Genomic DNA, 703 nt, shown 5'->3' with positions numbered 1-703 from the left:
CTTTGACTCCGTCACGCGAAGGTTCGAATCCTTCTAGCCCAGCCATTATTTTGCGGAAGTAGTTCAGTGGTAGAACATCACCTTGCCAAGGTGGGGGTCGCGGGTTCGAATCCCGTCTTCCGCTCCAGCATTTTCATAAAGGCGGCATAGCCAAGCGGTAAGGCCAAGGTCTGCAAAACCTTTACCACCGGTTCGATTCCGGTTGCCGCCTCCATATTATTCGCTTTGATTACTTTCGTCATTCAGTTTAGTGAATACAACATGTGTATGACATGGAAGTAATTCGAATCATGTTTGGTAAAATAATCTTTTGACGATTTCCTGTTGATTCGCTTGAAAGCCTGTGATACATTATTTATCCGCCGGTGAATACGGTGAAGAAGTAACTTATTTGCAGCTTTCGTTCATTTGATAGAAAAACATTTTTATTTAAAAGTGTTGACTTGCAGATAAGGAAATGGTATGATTATTTAGCTGTCGGAAACGATGGAAAAGAGAATTGATCTTTGAAAACTGAACAAAATAAACGTCAACGTTTTAAATTTTTATCTTCTATTAAAAACACCCCGTGTTTTAATAGAAACAAATGAGCAAGTCAAACTTTTTTGGAGAGTTTGATCCTGGCTCAGGACGAACGCTGGCGGCGTGCCTAATACATGCAAGTCGAGCGGACAGAAGGGAGCTTGCTCCCGGAAGTCAGCGG

2 tRNA genes and 1 rRNA gene are annotated in these 703 nt (G+C 42.1%); all 3 read left to right on the top strand.

The features are described 5' to 3' along the window. The first annotated feature begins 52 nt into the window (after positions 1–52). Positions 53–127, top strand: a tRNA-Gly gene (locus tag M3221_RS25500). A 13-nt stretch (positions 128–140) separates the two neighbouring features. Next, positions 141–214, top strand: a tRNA-Cys gene (locus M3221_RS25495). A 388-nt stretch (positions 215–602) separates the two neighbouring features. Further along, a 16S ribosomal RNA gene (locus tag M3221_RS25490) occupies positions 603–703 on the top strand; the annotation flags it as partial.

Origin of the sequence: Domibacillus indicus (assembly GCF_023715895.1) — a bacterium.
In the GTDB taxonomy this organism is placed as follows: domain Bacteria; phylum Bacillota; class Bacilli; order Bacillales; family Domibacillaceae; genus Domibacillus; species Domibacillus indicus_A.
Note: the sequence above shows the minus strand (reverse complement) of the source record. Positions and strands in the feature narration are given on the sequence as shown.